At 38.9% G+C, this 18,445-nt stretch carries 20 protein-coding genes and 1 pseudogene; 4 read left to right on the forward strand and 17 right to left on the reverse strand.

Going from position 1 to position 18,445, the window contains the following annotated elements:
• Positions 1–93: 93 nt before the first annotated feature.
• The 5 genes from hemW to gpr all read right to left on the reverse strand — a co-directional run bounded on the left by hemW (position 94) and on the right by gpr (position 6,048).
• On the reverse strand, positions 94–1,233 hold the full coding sequence (hemW, locus tag BABA_RS23005) for a radical SAM family heme chaperone HemW (protein WP_007087660.1): 1,140 nt from the start codon (positions 1,231–1,233) through the stop codon (positions 94–96).
• Positions 1,234–1,301: 68 nt separating this feature from the next.
• Positions 1,302–3,137: a translation elongation factor 4 gene (lepA, locus tag BABA_RS23010; protein ID WP_007087661.1), complete on the reverse strand. Its 1,836-nt coding sequence runs from the start codon at positions 3,135–3,137 to the stop codon at positions 1,302–1,304.
• Between the two features lie 119 nt (positions 3,138–3,256).
• Positions 3,257–3,583 (reverse strand): DUF3679 domain-containing protein, encoded by a 327-nt coding sequence (locus tag BABA_RS23015; RefSeq protein ID WP_007087662.1) that lies wholly within the window; start codon positions 3,581–3,583, stop codon positions 3,257–3,259.
• A 19-nt stretch (positions 3,584–3,602) separates the two neighbouring features.
• The gene (gene spoIIP / locus BABA_RS23020; protein ID WP_007087663.1) at positions 3,603–4,808 is read right to left on the reverse strand and encodes a stage II sporulation protein P; all 1,206 of its coding nucleotides are present in this window, start codon (positions 4,806–4,808) and stop codon (positions 3,603–3,605) included.
• A 121-nt stretch (positions 4,809–4,929) separates the two neighbouring features.
• Complete coding sequence (gpr, locus tag BABA_RS23025; protein ID WP_007087664.1) at positions 4,930–6,048, reverse strand: GPR endopeptidase; 1,119 nt, start codon at positions 6,046–6,048, stop codon at positions 4,930–4,932.
• A gap of 206 nt (positions 6,049–6,254) precedes the next feature.
• On the opposite strand from gpr, the gene rpsT reads away from it, so the two are divergent.
• Complete coding sequence (gene rpsT / locus BABA_RS23030; protein WP_007087665.1) at positions 6,255–6,515, forward strand: 30S ribosomal protein S20; 261 nt, start codon at positions 6,255–6,257, stop codon at positions 6,513–6,515.
• Positions 6,516–6,553: 38 nt separating this feature from the next.
• Here rpsT and holA read toward each other — a convergent pair whose 3' ends face one another.
• Entirely contained in the window at positions 6,554–7,570 is a 1,017-nt protein-coding gene (holA, locus tag BABA_RS23035) for a DNA polymerase III subunit delta (protein WP_007087666.1), read from the reverse strand.
• A 308-nt stretch (positions 7,571–7,878) separates the two neighbouring features.
• On the opposite strand from holA, the gene BABA_RS26795 reads away from it, so the two are divergent.
• Entirely contained in the window at positions 7,879–8,013 is a 135-nt protein-coding gene (locus BABA_RS26795) for a YqzM family protein (RefSeq protein WP_007087667.1), read from the forward strand.
• 68 nt (positions 8,014–8,081) lie between these two features.
• Here BABA_RS26795 and BABA_RS23045 read toward each other — a convergent pair whose 3' ends face one another.
• From BABA_RS23045 to BABA_RS23055, 3 genes and pseudogenes are all read right to left on the reverse strand, one after another.
• Entirely contained in the window at positions 8,082–10,409 is a 2,328-nt protein-coding gene (locus tag BABA_RS23045) for a DNA internalization-related competence protein ComEC/Rec2 (RefSeq protein ID WP_007087668.1), read from the reverse strand.
• 106 nt (positions 10,410–10,515) lie between these two features.
• A pseudogene (locus BABA_RS23050) lies at positions 10,516–10,962 on the reverse strand (ComE operon protein 2); the annotation flags it as partial.
• 73 nt (positions 10,963–11,035) lie between these two features.
• Positions 11,036–11,689, reverse strand: a complete 654-nt coding sequence (locus BABA_RS23055; protein WP_007087670.1) for a helix-hairpin-helix domain-containing protein — start codon at positions 11,687–11,689, stop codon at positions 11,036–11,038.
• An 86-nt stretch (positions 11,690–11,775) separates the two neighbouring features.
• Here BABA_RS23055 and comER point away from each other — a divergent pair, with 86 nt between their 5' ends.
• Complete coding sequence (comER, locus tag BABA_RS23060; protein ID WP_007087671.1) at positions 11,776–12,600, forward strand: late competence protein ComER; 825 nt, start codon at positions 11,776–11,778, stop codon at positions 12,598–12,600.
• Positions 12,601–12,662: 62 nt separating this feature from the next.
• On the opposite strand, the gene BABA_RS23065 is transcribed toward comER, so the two are convergent.
• The 8 genes from BABA_RS23065 to BABA_RS23100 are packed head-to-tail and all read right to left on the reverse strand — an operon-like array spanning position 12,663 to position 17,698.
• Positions 12,663–13,412, reverse strand: a complete 750-nt coding sequence (locus BABA_RS23065; RefSeq protein ID WP_007087672.1) for a class I SAM-dependent DNA methyltransferase — start codon at positions 13,410–13,412, stop codon at positions 12,663–12,665.
• On the reverse strand, positions 13,409–13,765 hold the full coding sequence (gene rsfS, locus BABA_RS23070; RefSeq protein ID WP_007087673.1) for a ribosome silencing factor: 357 nt from the start codon (positions 13,763–13,765) through the stop codon (positions 13,409–13,411). The genes BABA_RS23065 and rsfS overlap by 4 nt, the downstream gene beginning before the upstream one ends.
• A 3-nt stretch (positions 13,766–13,768) precedes the next feature.
• Positions 13,769–14,335: a bis(5'-nucleosyl)-tetraphosphatase (symmetrical) YqeK gene (gene yqeK / locus BABA_RS23075; protein WP_007087674.1), complete on the reverse strand. Its 567-nt coding sequence runs from the start codon at positions 14,333–14,335 to the stop codon at positions 13,769–13,771.
• Positions 14,325–14,894 carry a nicotinate-nucleotide adenylyltransferase gene (locus tag BABA_RS23080; protein WP_007087675.1) on the reverse strand — a complete coding sequence of 190 codons (570 nt, stop codon included), beginning with the start codon at positions 14,892–14,894 and terminating at the stop codon, positions 14,325–14,327. The genes yqeK and BABA_RS23080 overlap by 11 nt, the downstream gene beginning before the upstream one ends.
• Before the next feature lie 22 nt (positions 14,895–14,916).
• Positions 14,917–15,207 (reverse strand): ribosome assembly RNA-binding protein YhbY, encoded by a 291-nt coding sequence (yhbY, locus tag BABA_RS23085; protein ID WP_007087676.1) that lies wholly within the window; start codon positions 15,205–15,207, stop codon positions 14,917–14,919.
• The gene (gene aroE / locus BABA_RS23090) at positions 15,207–16,040 is read right to left on the reverse strand and encodes a shikimate dehydrogenase (protein ID WP_007087677.1); all 834 of its coding nucleotides are present in this window, start codon (positions 16,038–16,040) and stop codon (positions 15,207–15,209) included. The genes yhbY and aroE overlap by 1 nt, the downstream gene beginning before the upstream one ends.
• 32 nt (positions 16,041–16,072) lie before the next feature.
• On the reverse strand, positions 16,073–17,179 hold the full coding sequence (gene yqeH / locus BABA_RS23095) for a ribosome biogenesis GTPase YqeH (protein ID WP_007087678.1): 1,107 nt from the start codon (positions 17,177–17,179) through the stop codon (positions 16,073–16,075).
• A gap of 3 nt (positions 17,180–17,182) precedes the next feature.
• Complete coding sequence (locus tag BABA_RS23100) at positions 17,183–17,698, reverse strand: YqeG family HAD IIIA-type phosphatase (RefSeq protein ID WP_007087679.1); 516 nt, start codon at positions 17,696–17,698, stop codon at positions 17,183–17,185.
• A gap of 474 nt (positions 17,699–18,172) precedes the next feature.
• Here BABA_RS23100 and sda point away from each other — a divergent pair, with 474 nt between their 5' ends.
• Complete coding sequence (sda, locus tag BABA_RS23105) at positions 18,173–18,313, forward strand: sporulation histidine kinase inhibitor Sda (protein ID WP_007087680.1); 141 nt, start codon at positions 18,173–18,175, stop codon at positions 18,311–18,313.
• The last annotated feature ends 132 nt before the right edge of the window (positions 18,314–18,445 follow it).

Raw genomic sequence — 18,445 nt, forward strand, 5'->3', positions numbered from 1 at the left:
CGAGCCGGCCGAAAGGTTGTTCTTTAACCTTTTGGACGGATTGGCTTGTGACCTCGAGCCCCTAGGCGCTGAAGCTAGACAATAGAAAAGCAACTAGACGACACCTAAAAAGGCCTGAAACACTTCATTACCCAAAAAGCGGCCATTTTTAGTTAAATATATATGATTTTGCTTCACTTCTATCCATTGTTTATTGACTAAATCCGCAATTTCCTTTTCAAATAAATCAAGGGGATTCAAGGAAAATTTCTCAATAAAATGAGAGATTGATACTCCTACCGTTTTCCTCAGCCCGAGGAACATTTCCTCTTCCATTTGTTCTGCTTTCGTTACTTGATGTTCTTCAAATACAGGCAGCTGACATGAGTTTATTTGTTCGATATATCTTTTTAATGGCCCCGAATTTGATCGTCTTATTCCATTCACATTGCTATGAGCACCAGCCCCAAACCCGTAATAATATTCATTATCCCAGTAAGTCAGATTATGCCTGCTTTCATAGCCCGGCCTTGAAAAATTACTGATTTCATATTGGGTGAAACCGTGTTTATCCATTTCTTCCATTAACATTTCATACATACTCGCTTCGATATCTTCACCAGGGGTAGGAAGCTTGCCTTTTTTCAGTAAATTATAAAAAACTGTTTTTGGTTCAATGATTAATGAGTATGCAGAATAATGAGTGATATCCAAGGTAAATGCATCTGTTAATGTTTCTTTAAAGTCTTGAACAGTTTGCGTCGGTAAACTGAAAATGAGGTCGACGCTGATATTTTCAAATCCTACTGTTTTAGCATTTTCAATGGTTTGATATACATCCTTGGCCGAATGGGTACGACCGATTTTTTTAAGTAATGCCTCATTAAAGGTTTGAACGCCAAGGCTGATTCGATTAACACCCGCATCTTTTAATATTAGTAATTTTTCCTTCGTTAAGTCACCTGGATTTGCTTCAAAAGTGAATTCCAGATTTTCACCCTTTGGCAGGTGTTTGTTTATACTTTCACAAAAATGGAAAAGCTGCTGTTCATTTAATGATGTTGGTGTACCGCCGCCGACAAATATGGTATCTAATTGATTTGTTGGATACCGGTTCAGTGTCATCTTCATTTCTTGGTCAATTGCCTGTAAATAGTCGTCAACGGGCTGCCCTTTTAGAAATACCTTATTAAAATCACAATAATGGCAAATATGCTCACAAAAAGGGATATGCAGGTATGCTGCATGTATCATGTTTTCACTTCCTAACAAAAAGAGGCAGGAACTCCCTACTATCAGGCATGTCCTAACCTCAGCTAGTTTTATTTTTTTGAGTTATTGTCGTCCATTTTTAATACTGCCATAAACGCTTCCTGCGGTACTTCCACGGAACCAACCTGTTTCATCCGTTTTTTACCTTCTTTTTGTTTCTCTAACAATTTACGTTTACGGGAAATATCGCCGCCATAACATTTCGCTAATACATTTTTACGCATTGCTTTAATCGTGGAACGGGCGACAATTTTTTGACCAATGGCAGCCTGAATTGGAACCTCAAACTGTTGCCTTGGTATAAGTTCTTTCAACTTCTCAACTATAACTTTCCCACGATCATATGCAAAATCTTTATGAACAATAAAGCTTAATGCATCCACTTTTTCCGTGTTTAACAATATATCCATTTTTACAAGACTGGATGGTTTATAACCAATCAGTTCATAATCAAATGATGCATAACCACGCGTGCTTGATTTCAGTTGATCAAAGAAATCATAAACAATTTCGGCCAATGGGATTTCATAGACAATGCTGACACGATTTTCCCCTTGGTACTGCATATCAATGAATATCCCGCGCTTAATTTGGCAGAGCTCCATGATCGCACCAACGTAATCATTCGGAGCCATCATTGTCGCTTTTACGTATGGCTCTTCAACGCGGTCAATCTTTTGAGGGTCTGGCAAATTAGATGGATTATCTACTTTCAACTCAGATCCGTCCGTCATATGAACATGATAGATTACACTTGGTGCTGTCGTGATCAAATCAATCTTGAATTCCCGTTCAATCCTTTCTTGGATGATTTCCATGTGTAACAGTCCTAAGAACCCGCAGCGGAAACCAAAGCCAAGTGCTTGCGAGGTTTCAGGTTCAAATTGAAGGGCAGAATCATTTAATTGAAGTTTTTCAAGGGCTTCGCGAAGATCATTGAATCTTGCTGTATCGATTGGATAAAGCCCGCAATAAACCATTGGATTTAACTTTCGGTAACCAGGAAGCGGATGGATAGCTCCATTTTTCGCATTAGTGATTGTATCCCCAACACGGGTATCACCGACATTTTTAATCGATGCTGTCAAAAAGCCAACATCACCAACGGTTAATTCTTCCAGCATCGTTGCTTTCGGTGAAAATACACCCACTTCGTTTACTTCAAATTCTTTTCCAGTTGCCATCATTTTAATTTTGTCGCCGACTTTAACAGAACCATCGACAACACGAATATAGGCAACAACACCGCGATAGGCATCATATAAGGAGTCAAAAATCAAGGCCTTTAATGGGGCATCAGGGTCACCTGTTGGTGCCGGCACTGTTTTTACCACTTGTTCAAGGATTTCTTCAATACCGATTCCGGCCTTAGCAGATGCTAAAACGGCTTCCGAAGCATCTAGTCCGATGACTTCTTCAATTTCATTGCGAACTCGTTCAGGCTCAGCACTTGGCAGGTCAATCTTATTGATCACCGGTAAAATTTCAAGGTCGTTATCTAGTGCAAGGTATACGTTTGCTAGTGTCTGTGCTTCAATTCCCTGTGCAGCGTCTACAACTAAAACGGCACCTTCGCAGGCAGCAAGGCTCCTTGATACCTCATAGGTAAAATCGACGTGTCCCGGTGTATCAATTAAATGGAAAATATAGTCTTCGCCATCTTTTGCTTTATATTTTAACTGGACAGCATTTAACTTGATTGTAATCCCGCGTTCTCTTTCCAGATCCATTGAATCCAAAAGCTGATCCTTCATTTCACGAGATGTTAAGGCATTGGTTTTTTCTAAAATACGATCAGCCAATGTTGATTTCCCATGGTCGATATGGGCAATAATCGAAAAGTTTCTTATTTTTGCTTGGCGTTTCAGTCTGTCTTCTCTATTCATGGTAGTTCACTCCTACTATTCTCGCACATGTACACTATTTTTGATTATATCAGCAAAGAAAAGCGAAAATCAATGTTTTAAAATAAAAATAACGACGCTAAAGGCGCCGTTATTACAGTTTAATCCGCTATAAGATGAATAATTTTTTCTGATGCACCCGAAATCCCTTCAGACATTTTCTTCCCCATCGAAGAGAAGAAATTAAATGCACTTATTTCCTCAAGCTTTTTCTTTTTCGCCTCGAGATCGTGACTGGAAACATCATTACCGAGAAAGGAGGCGCTAATATTATTTTTCGTTTCATGGATTGAGACAGCATTTTGAAAATTTGGATCCTCATAGCCTTTCAATTTATGAATTCCGTTACCCGCCAGCTGCATTCCCGTTAAAACGGAGATCAACATCAGTGCTGCTATAAAAAGGCTTTTCACCATAAACATCTTCATACAAATGGCTCCCTTGCCGCTATTGTTTATCAGTGGATTGATTTGCATCCTGATTCACTTTTTCCGCCTGCCAGTAAAATTCACTAAATACATCGGCAAGTGCGTCCGCCGAACGATTTAACTCTTCAAATGTATTATCCACACCGCCAAATTCTATTAATATCGCTTTGTCGGATAGATTTTGATTATAGATACTATTTGATCCAGGGTCATTTTTCACAAAAACTCCTCTGCTCAACCCCTGGTATTTTTTTTCCAAAAGATTATGAAGATCGGTTGCAAGTTGTGCATTTTTTTCATGGTTTGCATTTTTACCGCCAATGATAAAAGCTAATTTCGCATATGGTTTTCCATTAATTTCAACGGTTGTATTTTCCTTGCGTTTTGAATCTCGATGAACGTCAATAAAATAATGTAAATCGCGATTCGAAGCCATTGCTTCTTGAACTAAAAGCCCGGATTCCTGATATGATCTTGGGTATTTTAATCCTTTTTTAATTAAGTTAGCCTGGACATCTGTTTTATCAATAACTGTTCCGATTCCTCTATCTTCTAAGCTCGTTTTAAGCTGATCGCCAATCTTGGTGACGTTAATTTGTGAGTGTGAGGCAGCATTCGGATCTGTAACGCCTTTGAGATATGGTAAAAAGGATTCCCTATTATGGGTGAAATAAACGTAAACAACCTTATGATCTCCGGTTGTTTGTCCCGGTACTGGGGATGATTTTTCATCTGATGGTCTATCCAATCCTTCTAAGTTCTGCAATGCTGCTTCACGCTCTGCCTTCATGATATCAATTGGCGGAGATGACTCAATTGGCATATTCGTATAATTTGTACCCTCACCAGCAACAAGTATTTTTCCATCAAATTGGAAGAAACCAGGAAGCTCCCGGCCAAGAAGGCTGCGAGGGTCATTAAGATTAATATTGCTTGATAGTTTAAACACTAAACTCGTCAGCTTTGGAGCCGAGGCCATATTATGCTCCGCCTGTAAAAAATGATGATTTTCCCATCCCATTAATTGATAGAGTAATTCTCCATTTACATTTGATGCCGCTTGATTTACGGAGGTAGACATAATTCTATATTGTGGCTTCAAAGAGGTTAAGAGCCCGCTAATAGAAAAGACTAAGATCAAAAATAATGATAGTGCAGCAAAGATTTTTAGTAAGCTTGTCCCTTGAACAATTAAAAACGTACCAGATGTTCTGGCCTTTTTCATAGTTCCACCTCGCATTAACGATTCTAGTAAATCTTATGACATTACTAGAATTGGTAGAACTAAATAATTGATTGAATAAAAAGGAGCCACTACATTATGAGGTAGGCTCCAACAGAAAAAATTATTTTGTATAGTATCCGGCATTCCCTTGATCGACTGCGCTGTGGAGTGAGGCATTCAAACCGTTGGCAATCAGATTTGCCATATCTTCAATGAACACATCCACTTCCTTAGGTGTAACCATTAAGTTATGTCCGATTGGCGAAAGTACTTCGTAAATTAATTTTCTTTTTTCATCCTCAGGAAGTGTACCTATCATTCCAAGAAAGGTTTTCCGGTGCTTTTCCTCTGGCAGATCCTCTTCCGTTAGTTTTCTCTTTTCTCCAAAGCTCATTCCCGCAGGAGCAAGCGCTCTTGATGGACGATTTCCTTCCCTCAGTTCCTTGCCAAAATGCTTAAGGATGAGATCAATCGTATCACTTGTAATCGAAACGGCATCAACAACCGTTGGTACGCCGATCGCAATAACGGGAATGCCCAATGTCTCTTTGCTCAGTTCTTTTCTTTTATTACCAACACCTGAACCAGGATGAATCCCTGTATCGGAAATTTGAATGGTGGAATTGACCCTTTCAATCGACCTGGAGGCCAATGCATCGATGGCGATTACAAAATCAGGTTTTGTTTTTTCAACAATCCCAAAAATGATATCGCTTGTTTCAATCCCTGTCAGTCCCATAACCCCTGGTGACATGGCACTAACGGGACGATAGCCATCATCGACATTTTCAGGCTGCAGCTCAAAAAGATGGCGGGTAATCAAAAGATTTTCACAAACCATTGGCCCTAGTGCATCAGGCGTCACATTCCAATTTCCCAGTCCCACAACTAGACAAGAGTCTGTTTTTTTGATTCCAGAGCCATCTAAAAAATAGGCAAATTCCCGAGCAAAAATCTCTTCTACTTTTTGTTGCACCTCGGTGTTTTGCTGCCTGATGCCTTGAACCTCCATCGTTAAATAACGTCCAGCTTTTTTACCAAGGTGCTCTTCCCCTTGTTTCGTAACTTCAACCAATGAAATTTTTATATCATCAACATCTTTTTCCTTGATAATGACCCCTTCAATTTGCGAAAGGTTTTCCTCTTGCCCAACAGATTTCCCGGCAAGCACCATTTCCCTTGCTTCAATGGCTAAATCTGTTCGAACGGAGTACTGACTTAAGTCAATCGACTCTTCCATGTTCATTCACTCCTAACCGTATAAATAGAAACTATTTCCTATTTTTGCCCTTAACAATCTAAAACATGCAAGTTAATTGGTGATCGATTTTATTTGTGTATTGCAAAATAGGCTTCTGTTTGATAAAATACTTCTTGTTCTAATTATTATGGATGAATGTAAAGTCGAGTTCATATAGTCTCGATTCTTTGTAGGAGGTGAATGGAATGCCTAACATTAAATCTGCTATTAAGCGTGTTAAAACAAATGAAGCAAAAAATGCTCAAAATACAACTGCTAAATCTGCAATGCGTACAGCTGTTAAGAAGGCAGAAGCTGCTGTTACTCTTAACGATGCTACTGCTGCTAAGGAAGCATTAGTTACTGCTGCTAGTAAATTAGACAAGGCTGCTGCAAAAGGTCTTATCCACAAAAATGCTGCTGCTCGTAAAAAATCACGTCTAATGAAAAAAACTAACTCGTTATAAGCGTAAAAAAAACGATTCCCTCTAGAGGAATCGTTTTTTTACTTTTTCAACCGAAATAATAACATCTCGATCAATAATGACTTATTCATCCCGCCTGTTTTCATTTGATAGTCTGCTTTAGCAATAAGTTCCATTAAGTTTGCTAATTCTTCATCGGTAAATTTACCCGCCTGCCCGAGTGCCAATTTGACTCTGAACGGATGGGTCTTCAAATAACCGGCAATTTGCTGCTGCCCGTATCCTCTTCTTGAAAGTTCTTTTACTTGGTAGATGAGCCTAAATTGCCCTGCCAATAAGGCCAAAATTTTAATTGGTTCTTCATTTTGTTTTAACAAATCATAATAAATTCGTAACGCCTCATCAAGCCGGCGCTGAACTACTTTTTCAATCAAGGTAAAAATATTTTGTTCAAGCGTCCTGGCCACAAGGGCATCAACTAAGTGCACATCAACACGCTTTTCCTCGGCTGCATATAATGCCAATTTGTCCACTTCTCCGGCAATCATAAACATATTTGTGCCCACAAGTGTAAGCAAACGCTCAATAGCATTCGCTTCAAATTCAATTCCGCTGCTCTTTGCCCGTTCTTTCACCCAATTTTTTAATTCATGTTCATTTAATTTTTTGGCTTCAACTAATTCTGCGTTTCTTTTTAGTTCCTTGGTTATTTTTTTTCGTTCATCTAATTTTTCATATGGAGCTGAAATAACCATTACCGTATATGGAGCAGGCTCTTTCAGGTATGCCTCAAATTTCGCTAAATTATGATCAACCTTCTCTTTTGATTTTTCCGCAGTTAAAAAGGTGGGATTATGTAAAAAAACAACCTTACGTTCCCCTAAAAAAGGAAAGGTTTCGGCATCCTCTAATGCCACATCAATGGGTGTTTCGTCTAAATCATACGCAGAAAAATTAAAGTCCTTTTCTTCTTCGTCTAAAATATGGTTAAGCAGTAATTGTTTCGTTTCATTAATTAAAAATGCCTCTGTTCCATATAATAAATATAAAGGAGAAATTTCCTTTTGTTTAATTTTCCGCCAAATATCTACTACCATTTTGTCCAGCGCTCCCCTTCATTTACCTCATATCTTATCGTAATGAAGCTTGGACAATTTGACAAGTACTTAATGAGAATTGGCACTTATCTAATAAGTGCCAATTCCCGATCTATAATGAACGCCTGCAATAAATTAGCCCTAGGATCATGTATTGCCTGGCGGAGTTCCCTTTGTAATCATAGTGTAGCCCTTGCCGAGTCATACTATTTTGACAACTCTTGTCAGTATAGGAAACAAGAAAAAGGAAGGCTGGATTTTTTCAAACTAATGGCTTATACTATAGGATGAAATAGGAGGGGTGCACTATGAACGAATTTGAAAAAAATCCGCAATATACGCGTAACGATGCGATTGATTCTGGAATTGGATTTGGGGTTTCCTTCGGCTTTTTCGCTTTAATGTTTATTATTGCAACTGTTGTTAAGCTAATTGGATCATAATGAATAGCTACATATGGTAACGAAGAGCTGCAATTCCGTGCAGTTCTTTTTTATTTGAATAATGTATCTTATGGCAGATAGGTTGAAAAGGTTCCTTTCTCTTTATAAAAACGGTAGGTAATCGCCCCTTGCCTATCGGTTCGAAAGATCGTTGTATTTGTTGCTTTTAAACGATCCAACACTTCGTGATGGGGATGTCCAAAACGATTTTTTTCACCGGCAGAAATTAATGCTACTTTCGGTTTTATTTGCTTAATAAACCCTTCATTGCTTGATGTTTTACTTCCATGATGACCCGCTTTTAGAACATCAATTATCAAGTATGGATATTTTTTTATTATTTTCTCCTCCCCTTCTTGATCAAGGTCTCCCCCAAAAAACCATCTAACTCCCCCTAAATAGGCAACGAAAGCAATCGATCCACTGTTTCTTTCACCAGCAAAGTTCTTTTCAGGCGAAAGGATTAAGAATTCGCTTTTATTCACTTTCCACCTATCACCTACTGATACTTTAATGACAGGAATTTCTTGTTTCTTTGCCTCTTTTATGATTGCTAGTTCAGTATTTGATGGTTCAGTAACAGAAGGCATCAGAATTTGTTTCACCTTAAGCTCTGTTAAAATGGATAGGGCTCCGCCAATATGATCCATATCCCCATGTGTAAGGATTAATTTATCAATTTGTGTAATTCCCTCTCCTTTCAAATAAGGAACAACCACATCCCGTCCTACCTCAAATGGTTTGGTGCGCTCTCTCCACTTTTCTTCAGCAAAGCTAATTGTTCCACCGGTATCGATTAAATAGTTGCCCTTTCTATAAGGAAGGTGAATCAAAATACTATCTCCCTGACCAACATCAATCATGGTCACCTCCCCATAAGGATTTAACCAGTTCCAACAGGGTTGAACGGTAAAAAGTGTGGCAGCTAGTAAAAACAGGTGAAATTTCTTTTTCGAATATGTTCTTGTTTCCCAAATGAAAAAAATAGCAAAAAGAAGGAAAAGATAAATGATGAGAATAACCATGTTAGGCTTTCCAGGTATAAAACGAGCAAAGGAAAAATCAGCTAGAACTCCGATTAGGTAATTAAAAAGGTGAATAATTTTTAGAAAAAGGCTAATTAGAATTTGTGGGGTATGACCAAACAGAAGTTGAATGAAAAACAATACATATAATCCTGGAAGATAGACAAAAGAAAAAAGCGGGATATACAACAAATTGGCTAAAATGCCAATTAAGGATATTTCGAAGTAATGGTAGAGCAATAATGGCAGTGCTGCGAGTTGCGCAGTTACAGATGTAATTAGCATTCGTACCCCATTCCCCTTGTAACCGGTTAGGATATGCGGGGCAGAAAGAATAATCGCATAGCTAACAGAAAAGGAGAGCTGAAAGCCAACATCTACGATCACCAGCGGTGTAATAAATAAACAGAAAATAAACGCCAAACTAATGGCATCAAGCGGTAATAGCTTTAGATGACGTTTCCATTTAACAGTGAGTAAAACAAGGAAAATCATTAGTGCTGCCCGAATGACAGATGGTGAGCCTCCTGTAAGGATGACATATATGGGCAGCACAACCAGAAGGAAATTCGTCATAAATTGTCTCGTAAGCCCACTACGAATCCCGATATATAAAACCATTCCAATAAGTAAGGAAACGTGCAAGCCAGAAATGGCTAATAAATGGACAATCCCTGTTTTTTGGTAATTTCCCAGCAATTCGGGATCAAGCATATTTCTATCTCCAAAAATTAAAGCGGCTGATAATGAGGCTATTTCAGGTGGGAAGCGCTCTTCAAGGAAACGGATACCGAAAAAACGAAGTTGTTTGATTAACATGATCGGGGACGGTTCCAATGTGAAACACGATTGAAGTGGATTTGTTTTAATTTCAACAACCCAATAAATTTCCTTCGAAGCTAGATAGGAACGATAATTAAATCCATTTGGATTTTTGGCTCTCGAGGGTTTTTCCATGGTGCCTGACACCTTACAAACACAACGATAAAAACTTTTACTTTTCAATAAATCTTTTTCATTTTCTGATTTAATTTTGTAACGGATCAGGAGTTTTTCCTGGAATTGTTTTTCAACTGCCTGCACTTGCAGGAGATCACCATCAATTTTTGGGTCTTGGGTGTATTCAATAATGAAGTTGGTATTCGATTCTGGGATGACCGATTTATTATTAATTTCAGACCATTCACATGCTAGGAAAAGAGCAGTAAAAATGAGGCAAACGCTGAAGAGTTGACCGCCTCGGAAGCGTTTATATTTTGATAACACATAGAAATAAATAACCGTTAATAGAAAAAAAGGGAGAAACAGATAAAAAGCCGTTAGAACGCCTAATAATGCTGCAAGAGCAAAATAAACATATTTTCCATTCATTGTTTTTTCTCCATTATGTGTTTTTTGTAGAGGGCTTACGGAAACTAGGGGAGCCGGCAAAAATACCGGCGTTCCTGAGGCGGAATTGTTACTTTTGGTTAATTTTACGAAAATCAATAACTGGTTCTGTTAATTCAACCTTTTCAACCTTGACATGTGCTTGTTCAAAAAGCTCGATTGCGTAAGGGTTATTTTTATAATCCTCTGCGTAATAAACTGTTTTAATGCCACCCTGAATAAGCGCCTTACAGCATTGCAGACATGGGAAATGTGTTACATAAATTTCAGCCTCTGCTGTAGGTACACCAAACTTTGCACATTGCAGCAGTGCATTCATTTCAGCATGAATCGTCCTAACACAATGATGATCAATAACATAACATCCTTTATCAATACAATGGTCACCACCGGCAATAGAGCCGTTATAACCACCGGCAATGATCCGTTTATCTCTAACAATCGTCGCACCCACTGTCAAACGTGTACAGGTGCTTCTTAATGCGAGCAAATGGCTTTGTGCCATAAAATATTGATCCCAAGATATTCTTTCCATCGATCCCACTCCCCTAATATATACTTTTCTATTAAGTTTACTGGTGTTGGTCCATTTTGGTCAAATGAAAGAATTAATGCACCACTATCAAATCTTTTAATTTTTCAAACGTCTTATCCCCGATGCCGCTTATGTTTTTTAAATCTTCAACCTCTTTAAATGAGCCGCTGGTATTCCGATACTCAATAATTGCCTTAGCCTTTGCTGGTCCAATACCGGGAAGGATTTGTAATTCCTGCTCATCCGCTTTATTTATATTAATTTTTCCTTGGCCCTGACCGGCAGCACCCGTTTGCATTATACCTCCTCCAGATGTACCTGTAGTTGGAGAATCGCCCTCCTCTCCCATCGCTGGAATGTAAATCACCATTTCATCCTGCACATGTTCAGCAAAATTTACTTGGGTTTGATCAGCCTTGTCTGTTAATCCACCAGCCCGGCCTATCACATCAATTACCCTCTCTCCGATATTTGATTGGTATACCCCAGGCAGTTTTACCTGCCCCTTTACATCAACCATGATTTGTTGTGGCAGTTTAACAGCTTCATTCGTTTGCTTATTACTGTCTGTTTCCTTTCCCTCTGCTTGAAGATTATTTTCTCCAACAATAGAATTTATTGGAACAGGCTCTTCATCTCCCTGGGCATAAAAATAATAAAGGCCTCCAAAGGCAATAAAAACAACAGCAATTACGGCAATCTTATGTTCAATCAGCCAGTCTTTCAAGAGAATTCATCCTTTCTAATGGTATATTTCACTTCCACTTTTCATATGGTTATAAAAGAATATTGCATGCGAAGGAGGGTCGGAAAATGAATATAGGTATCATCGGAACCGGTAATATGGGGACAATTATGGTAGAGGCTTTGATTGATGGAAGAGCCGTTTCCCCTTCATCAATGATGATTACAAACAGAACAAAATCAAAAGCCTTGCTGCTTAAAGATAAATATAAGGAAATTAGGGTTGGGGCTAATGCAGAAGAAGTAGCGTCTCAATCCGATTTGTTATTTATTTGTGTGAAACCACTCGACATATTTAATATGCTGGATAGGATCAATCCACATTTAAGCCCGGAAAAATGCCTCGTTTCGATAACGAGTCCTGTCAGTACAAGCCAGATTGAAAAAAAGGTATCTTGTTCAACAGTCCGTGTGATCCCAAGCATTACCAATCGTGCTTTAGCCGGGGTGACATTGATTACCTATGGTAAAAACTGTAGTGACCATTGGAAGACAAATATAGAAAAAATAATTTCGAAGATTTCTGTGCCGGTTAATATCGATGAAAAAATTACGAGGGTTTCCTCAGATATTGTTAGCTGCGGACCCGCTTTCTTCAGCTATTTGCTTCAGAGTTTCATAAAAGCAGCAGTAAAAGAGACGGCAATTGACAAAGAGACAGCCACCGTATTTGCTAGTGAAATGATTGTCGGTCTTGGTGAATTATTAAAACAAGGCCATTACACTTTACCATCATTACAAGAAAAAGTTTGTGTGAAGGGTGGTATAACGGGTGAAGGAATAAAAGTACTCGACAACGAGCTAGGGGATATGTTTGAACACCTTTTTCAAGCGACGCATGCAAAGTTCAAAGAAGAATTGGAGAAAGTGGAAATACAATATTCTAATCAATAATTCGCTTTTATATGACAAATTCCTTCTAAAAAAGCCATCTTTTTTAAAAAAGATGGCTTTTTTTATTTTCTTTTAGCAACAAAAAAGATTCGTTCTGAATGTGCAAGCGGCGCGGTATGTTCGAAATCCGCTGAGACCTCCAGCACCTCAAATCCTGCTTCCTCGAGCCAGTTAGAATATTGCTGCACAGGATAGGTCCGCTGAAAATGAACCTCATCAATGCGGTCATATTTCTGTGTCTGTTCATCCAAAACGAAAAAGCTTAACTCATGTTCAACACTATTCGGATGTTCACCAGGGAAACTGTTCCAAATATAAGATACTTCTTCCTCATTTAACGCAAAGGTTTGATTGATGAATACCTGGGTCATTTTAAAGAGCGAATGAATATCAAAAATGAAGATCCCATCATCGTCCAAATGCTCCATTACGGTTGCAAAAGTAGAGACTACCTCTTCCTCGGTTTGCAGGTAATTTAATGAATCACAAAAAATGCCGATTAAATCAAACTGCCCATGCCCATCTAAATCAGCCATATTTTGCTGAAAAAAGGGAATCCTGACACCTAGGTCTTCTGCCTTTGCTTGTGCAACAGCAAGCATATCCTCTGACAAATCAACCCCGGTTACTTGATATCCTTCTTTCGCAAAACGAACAGAGAGCTCACCAGTACCGCAGGCTAAATCCAAGAGGGTAGGGGCTCCTTTAACGCCATATTTTTCAAGTATATCTTTGACAAACTGTACCCATCCATCATATGGAGCATCCAACATCAGTTCATCATATAAATAGGCAAACTGTCCATAACTCATGTATTCAGTTCACTGCGAAGATCTTCAAGTGGTGCATCACCCCATAAGCGTTCCAAATTGTAATAGCTTCTTTCCTCACGATGAAAGACATGTGCTACAACATCGCCTAAATCAATTAATACCCATCTGGCTTCATCAAAGCCCTCAATCCGCTTCACATCAAACCCAAGTTCATGCGCCTTTTCTTTCATTTCTTTAGCAATTGCCTGTACCTGTTTATCCGAATTACCATGACAGATAATAAAGTAATCCGCGATTGAGGAAATTCCCTTCATATTAAGAGCTAGAATATCTTCTGCTCGTTTATCATCCGCTGCTTTTACGGCAATTTTTAATAGTTCTTGATTATCCATTCATCAAGCCTCCAATTTCGTGACAAGGTAATTGTACGTATAAAATGTCTCAGGGTAAACTGGTTGATTTTTTTTCATTAAAAATAGAATCGTATTTTGAACCGCTTTAATTAACGCTTGATCTAAACTCACCTTCGCCATCTCCCTCACTTCATCGACCCCAGGAAAGTGTCTTCCTGGTTCGATATAATCAGCTAAATAGATGACCTTTTCAAGTAAAGTCATTCCTGGCCTTCCAGAAGTGTGATACCGGATCGCATCCAAGACTTCTTGGTCGGTAATCCCTGCTTCCTTTTCCACCAGGTATGCGCCAACGGGGGCATGCCATAATTCTGAATTATATGCGAGCAAATCCTCTGGGAATCCCTGAGAGACAATAATTCCCCTCATTTCATCTTTCGGTCGAAATTTCGCATAATCATGAAAAATAGCGGCCTCTTCCGCTTTTTTCTCATCTACCCCATATTGAGCGGCTAAGGTGATCGCCGTTTCCATTACCCCCAAAGTATGCTGGTAACGATGCTCTGTTAATTGTTTTTTAACCAGTTCTAAAGCCTTTTCACGTTCCATATAAATGTATCTCCTCAATATACTCGATCACCGGGTCGGGTAACAAATAACGAACCGTCTGTCCGTTTTTCATGCGATCCCTAATCATGCTTGATGACACATCGAATGCCGGGACATCAACATAATGGACAGGGTAGTCTGTAAGATGGCTATAAGAAGGTCTTTGAACCCCAACAAATTGGACAAGGTTTACTAGTTCATCAATTCTGTGCCATTTCGGTAAATATTCAATCATATCTGCACCAATAATGAAATAGAATTGATGATCCTTATGTTCGGTATTGATCATTTTCATGGTATCAACCGTGTACGAAGGACCCTCACGGTCAAGTTCAATCGCTTGAATAGAAAAAGCTGGATTCCCGTCTATCGCAAGCGTTAGCATTTTCAGGCGTTCCTCGTCATTGACCGATTCTGGCCTTTTTTTATGCGGCGGCTCGTGATTCGGCATAAACCAAATTTCATCTAGCTGTAATTCGGAAAGAACTTCATTGGCAATCAAAAGATGTCCGTTATGCGGCGGGTTAAAGGTTCCGCCTAATATTCCAACCTTCTTCATGCGACAGCCTTCCTTTGCTCCATTATGGAAGTTTGATTGTTTTCTTTTCTACAGACTCTTTATAAAGAACAATTATGTTGCCAATAATTTGCACGATTTCCGCACCTGTTCCTTTTGCCAAATGCTCGGCAACTTCTGTTTTATCTTCCTCACAGTTTTGTAAAACACTAATTTTAAAAAGTTCCCTTGCTTCCAGTGCATCAGCAATTTGTTTAATCATATTTTCATTTACGCCGCCTTTACCAACTTGAAAAATCGGATCCAAGTGGTGAGCCTTTGCGCGTAAAAATCTTTTTTGTTTACCTGTTAACATTATTTTCCTCCTAATTGTAACAACACATTGTTTCTCATTCTTTCGACATCAGGGAATATTCCTGTCCATTTTTCAAAAGCAAGGGCACCCTGATAAACAAACATATCGACACCGGTTTGGGTCCTTGCCCCTTTGGATGCCGCATCTTGTAAAAGCTGCGTTTCTAACGGATTATATATTATATCACAAACAATTGACTGTTTAGCTAAATTGTCTAAATTAAGGGGCTGATCCGCCATTCTCGGGGACATACCGATCATCGTCGTTTGGATAATTAAATCATATTCCCCAATAATTTCGCTTGCTTCCTGTAAGGATAACGCCTTTGAGGAAATATCATAAGGGCAATCCGCAATGAGATTCACGGCCCTTTCAAGAGTCCTGTTTGCAATGTCTATAACAAGCGGTTTTTCCTTGGCCATGGCAAAATAAATCCCTCTAGCCGCTCCCCCAGCACCTATTACCAAAATCCTTTGACCCGATACGCTGGGCACGTAAGGGTTCAAGCTTCTTAAAAAACCAGGACCATCCGTGTTATAACCAATGAGCTTTCCGCCATCATTAACCACTGTATTGACGGCACCAATGCTCAATGCTAACTCATCCACAACATCAAGAAAGGGGATAATTGTACTTTTATGCGGAATGGTTACATTAAACCCTCCGACACCGATGGCTCTTAAGCCCTTAACAGCATCTCCTAAATCCTCTGTTTTTACTTGAAAAGGGAGATAGTGGGCATCAATTTGATAAAAAGAGAATAAATCATTTAGCATAACAGGTGACATGGAATGTCCTATTGGATCCCCTAATACCGCGTATAACTTTTTCATTTGCCTCTCCCCACCCATTTACAATCTCTATCTTAAATTAAAGATTTTCGGATTAACGTTTGCACACCCTTTGGAACATAGGCAGCTACCTTTGCCCCTGGCTCGTTGACTGTGATCCAGCCAAGTCCTGAAAATACGATATCTGTTTTTGCTTCTTTTATGATAAATTCCTGTTTTACAAGCTCCGGAAAAGTCTCTACTTGTTCCGATCCAGGTGGTGTCAGCATTTCCCCGACATGCTTTTCATAAAGCTCTGATGCGTTTTCAGTTTTTGTTCTGTGGATATTCAATTCATTAGAAACATAACAAACAAAGGATCTTCTGCCGCCGCTAATATAATCAAACCGTGCTAAACCGCCAAAGAACAAGGTTTGTCCCTCATTTAGTTGAAACACCATTGGTTTGATTTCCTTTTTAGGCGTGATTATTTTTAAATCCTTTTTATCAACAAAATGAGCCATTTGATGATGGTTAATAATCCCTGGTGAATCAATCAATGATTTCTCATCATCAAGCGGGATTTTTATAATATCAAGCGTCGTCCCCGGAAAATGGGAGGTCGTAATAACATCCGCTTCTCCTGTCACTTCCTTAATAATTCTATTAATAAACGTGGACTTTCCTACATTGGTACAGCCGACGACATAAACGTCTTTCCCATTCCGTAATTCGTCAATGGCCGCTGCTGTTTCTTTCACATTTACCCCTTTAGCGGCACTGACAAGGAACACCTCTTCCGGTCTTAGCCCAAGTTCCTTTGCTTCATGCTTCATCCAATGAATTAATTTGTTATGCTTCACGGATTTGGGCAATAAATCAACTTTGTTGCCGACAAGTAAAACCTTGTTATGTCCAACAAAACGGTGCAAGCCTGGCAGCCAGCTTCCGTTAAAGTCAAAAATATCGACAATCATGACAATCAGAGCATCTGTTCTGCCCATTTCATTTAATATTTTTAAAAAGTCATCGTCCGTTAAATTGACATCCTGTACTTCATTATAATGCTTTAGACGAAAACATCTTTGACAAATAATTGTTTCTTTTTCCAAGGCCGATGCCGGCGCATATCCCAGGTCTTCTGGGTTTTCGGTTTGGACTTTGACGCCGCAGCCCATGCATAAATATTGTTGTTCACTCACAGTTTAGTCCTCCCATTGAAGCATGCCTTTTTTGCGGAACCAATTTAATATTCTACGTTCCGCAAAGCGATTAAATTTTGTCCAAAACCCGTCCGTTTGCGCAACAGGGACAACGAGAATGGTATGAAAACCACTGCGGTTGCCGCCAAGTACATCTGTTAATAATTGATCCCCGATGACCACGGCCTCTTCCTTTTTAATGCCCATTTGCGAGATTGCTCTATGGAACGCCGGCATCATCGGCTTTCTTGCCCGAAAAATAAACGGAATTTGCAGCGGGTCAGAAAAAGCTTTCACTCTTTCTTCATTATTATTAGAAACAATCGTCACAAGGATATTATGTTTTTTCATTTCATCAAACCACTTTATCAAATGTGGAGTGGCAGTCGGGCGATCCCATTCCACCAACGTATTATCCAGATCCGTAATAATCCCTTTAATCCCTCGTGATTTTAACTCTGCAGGGGATATATCCAATATGCTTTTGACATGTTCATTCGGTAAAAATTGTTTTAACACTAAGCTGACACCTCATTAAATTCTAAATAAAATCGCTTTTTACAAAAACAGGAACGTTGGCATTCATCTTTTCTTGTACCATCATACCCAATTTCACCCTTTGTTTCAAAGGAAAACTCATGATCTTATTGTTCTTCAAATCATGACATTCCATGATACTCAAACCCAAAACCTTTTAATAAAAAATATAAATTATGACAGTTCTAAGAAAACAAAAAAATATTTTTCGACAAATATCTACTTTTTTAAACCCTGTGGATAACCTTATTAACATTATACCCATTGAATCATTTACATTTCTTTACTTTATAAACAACTTAATCACAAGTTATCCACTAGAACCTGTGGAAAATACGGGCGATTGTTCTATAGGAATAAATTTGGTAGATTTAGGGTACACCAATTGAACATACCATTTTATGAATCCAAATGATTAAATAGAACAATTATTTCTTACCGGAGGTGGATTCTGACGTGCGGAAACTGTCAGATGAATTATTAATCGAATCTTATTACAAAGCAAGAGAATTAAACCTAAGCCCTGAATTTATTGATCTCATTGAGTCCGAAATTAACCGACGCTCTTTATACAATAAAATTAAACGAACATCCTAATCTTTTATTCTGCCCTTTAAGGGCTTTTCTTTTTGTCCGAAAAGCGGAAGCGCACTGGTCAGCGGCGTATGGCCTGGAGCGCTCCAACTGAGATAAAGGAAACACGATGAGCCGGAGGCGAATCGATGTTGA

This window comes from Neobacillus bataviensis LMG 21833 (assembly GCF_000307875.1).
Lineage (GTDB): Bacteria > Bacillota > Bacilli > Bacillales > Cytobacillaceae > Neobacillus > Neobacillus bataviensis.